The 2,611-nt window shown below is 75.9% G+C and carries 1 pseudogene; it reads left to right on the top strand.

Going from position 1 to position 2,611, the window contains the following annotated elements:
- Window positions 1-155: 155 nt before the first annotated feature.
- Window positions 156-2,498 (top strand): annotated as a pseudogene (locus ACSNOK_RS32485) (lipopolysaccharide biosynthesis protein); the annotation flags it as partial.
- Window positions 2,499-2,611 lie beyond the last annotated feature (113 nt).

Below are 2,611 nucleotides of genomic sequence, written 5' to 3'. Positions count from 1 at the left end.
ACCGGACGGGGGCACGGGGGCACGGGGGCCGAGGAGCCATGGACATGGGCACACCGGAGAACACCGACGACCGCCGCCCCGCAGCACGCGGCGGTGTGCGGCTGCGGAAGGAGCGGGTGAGCACGGCGGGGAGCGGGGAGGGGGCGCGCGGCGCGCGGGTGGACGTACGGGCCGAGCCCGGGCCCGCGCCTTCGCGGACCGGTTCCGCGCCCCCGCCCGGTGACGCGCCCCCGGCGGGCGACGACGACACCGACGGACAGGCCGTGCCGTCCCCCAAGGGCGGGGAAGGGGAAGCCGAGGGGGCGGCTCACCGCTCCCCGCGCGCCCCCGGCGCGTCCGCCGCCACCGCCGCGCCGAGGGACCCCGAACGGACGGTGACGCTGTCCGGCACGCCGTGGCGCCGCGGGCGGACGGACGCGGCGCGGCCGGACGGCCCGGCGGAGCAGCGGGCTCCCGCCGCCGAGGAGCGGTCCCGGCCCGCCCGGCCGGCCGGGCGGTGGAGGGGGTGGCGGCCGCCGGAAGCGGGCGGGTGGCTGCTGCTCGTGGCGGCGCTCGCGCTGTACTGGGTGCCGCTGCGGGCGCTCGGCGAGGTGAACCTCGACGGGATGGGCGGGCTCGGACTGGTGTCCGTCCTGCCGGTCGCCACGCTGGTGGGGGCGGCGCTGCTGGTCGTCGCCTTCGCCGCCGCGCTGGTACCCGCCCGCCCCCGCACCCTGCTGCTCGCCGCCGTGCTCGTGGCGACGGTGGTCTCCCTGCACGCCGTCCCGGCGGTCCTGGAGGACCGCCCCCGCTTCGCGACGGCCTGGCAGCACCTGGGTTTCCTGGACTACGTCGACCGGACGGGCACCGCCGCGCCCGACCTGGACGCGCGCTGGAGCTGGCCGGGCTTCTTCGCGCTGGCCGCGTTCGCCGCGCGGGCGTGCGGCGTCGGCGACCTCACCGAGGTGCTGCGCTGGTGGCCCCTCGCCGTCCAACTGCTCACCCTCGCCCCGCTGGCCCTGCTCCTGCGGGCCGTGCGGGCGCACTGGCGGGCCAAGTGGACGGCGCTGTGGCTGTTCGCCCTCTGCGGCTGGGTCGGACAGGACTACTTCTCCCCCCAGTCCCTCAACTACCTCCTCTACCTCCTCTTCGTGGCCGTGCTGCTGGTCTGGTTCCGCTGGCCCGGCGAGCTCCCGGGCAAACGGCTGCCGGGCGAGCGCCGGGTGGAGGAGACGGACCGCCGGACGCGGACGTTGCTGCTGGGCGTGGTGATCGCCCTGTTCGCGGCGTCGGTGGTGAGCCACCAGCTCACCCCGTTCGTGATGCTGGGGGTTCTGACCGCCCTGGTGCTGGTCCGGCGCTGCACGCTGCGCGGCCTGCCCCTGCTGTGCGGGGTGATGCTGGCGGTATGGGTGGGGTTCCTGGCGGAACCGTACTGGTCCGGTCACTTCGACGAACTGTTCGGCGGGCTCGGCTCGTTGGGCGGCAATGTCTCGTCCTCCGTCTCGGGCCGGATCGAGGGCGGCAACCCGGTCCACAAACTGGTGCTCTACACCCGGGTGGCGCTCGCCGGGGGCGTCTTCGCGCTCGCCGCCGTCGGATGGTGGCGCAGGCGCCGGGCGGGGGTGGGCGACACGGCCCTGCTCGTCCTGGCGTGCGTTCCGTTCCTGGCCTTCGGCATGCAGTCGTACGGCGGCGAAGTGGCCCTGCGGGTCTTCCTGTTCGCGGTGCCGGGGGCGTGCGTCCTGGGGGCGCTCGCCTTCTTTCCGGCGGCGGGCCGGAAGCCCCGCCCCCTCGCCGCGCCCCTGTGCGCCCTGACGGCGGGGCTCGTTCTGCTGTTCGGCTTCCTGGTGGCCCGCTGGGGCAACGAGGACTTCGAACGCGTCCGCCCGGGCGAGGTCGCGGCCATGGACTACGTGTACGCGCACGACCGGCCGACCGTACGCCTGCTGTGGATGAGCAGCGACACGGTGAACAACGTCACCCCCGCCATGCCCTGGGGCACCCGGGACATGGAGCGCGTCCTGTACGAGCCCACGCTCGCGCCGCGCTCCCCGTCCGGCGCACCGGAGCTGGTCACGGCCCTGCGCGCGGCGGGCCCGAACGCGTATCTGGTCCTCAACCGCGGCCAGTCCACGTACCTGGAGCTCAGCGCCGGCTACGGCGCGGACTGGGACCGCCGGATGCGGCAGGCCCTGGACCGCCGCCCGGAGCTGCGCCGCGTCCTGGTGAACGACGACGCGGCCCTCTACGAACTCCGCGACAAACCGGCCGGCGCCCCACCCGAGCCCCGGCCCGGCCCGGTCGGCCCACACGTCACCTGGACCCCGGTCTCCCTGGTCGGCGGACTCGCGGCGCTCGCGCTGCTGGTCCTGCTGACGGCCCGGGAGCTGTGCCGGGTGGGCATGCGGCCGGGGGTGCGGCAGGTGCGGTGGATGCAGATGTCGTTCTGGTTCGCGGTGCCGTTGCTGGTGGTGGTCGGTGCCGTGCTCGTGCAGCGGCTGGCGACGATGTCGTAGGCCCCGGCCCCGCCCCTGCACCATTTCTCGCGGGGCCGCGCCCCCGCGCGCCCAGGACGGGCCGGGGGCTCACCCCCTCACCCCAGCCACCGCACCTCGTACCCCTTCAACTC

Origin of the sequence: Streptomyces sp. URMC 126, assembly GCF_051386555.1 — a bacterium.
In the GTDB taxonomy this organism is placed as follows: domain Bacteria; phylum Actinomycetota; class Actinomycetes; order Streptomycetales; family Streptomycetaceae; genus Streptomyces.
The sequence above is the reverse complement of the archived record's forward strand: the minus strand, read 5'-3'. Positions and strand labels throughout refer to the sequence as shown.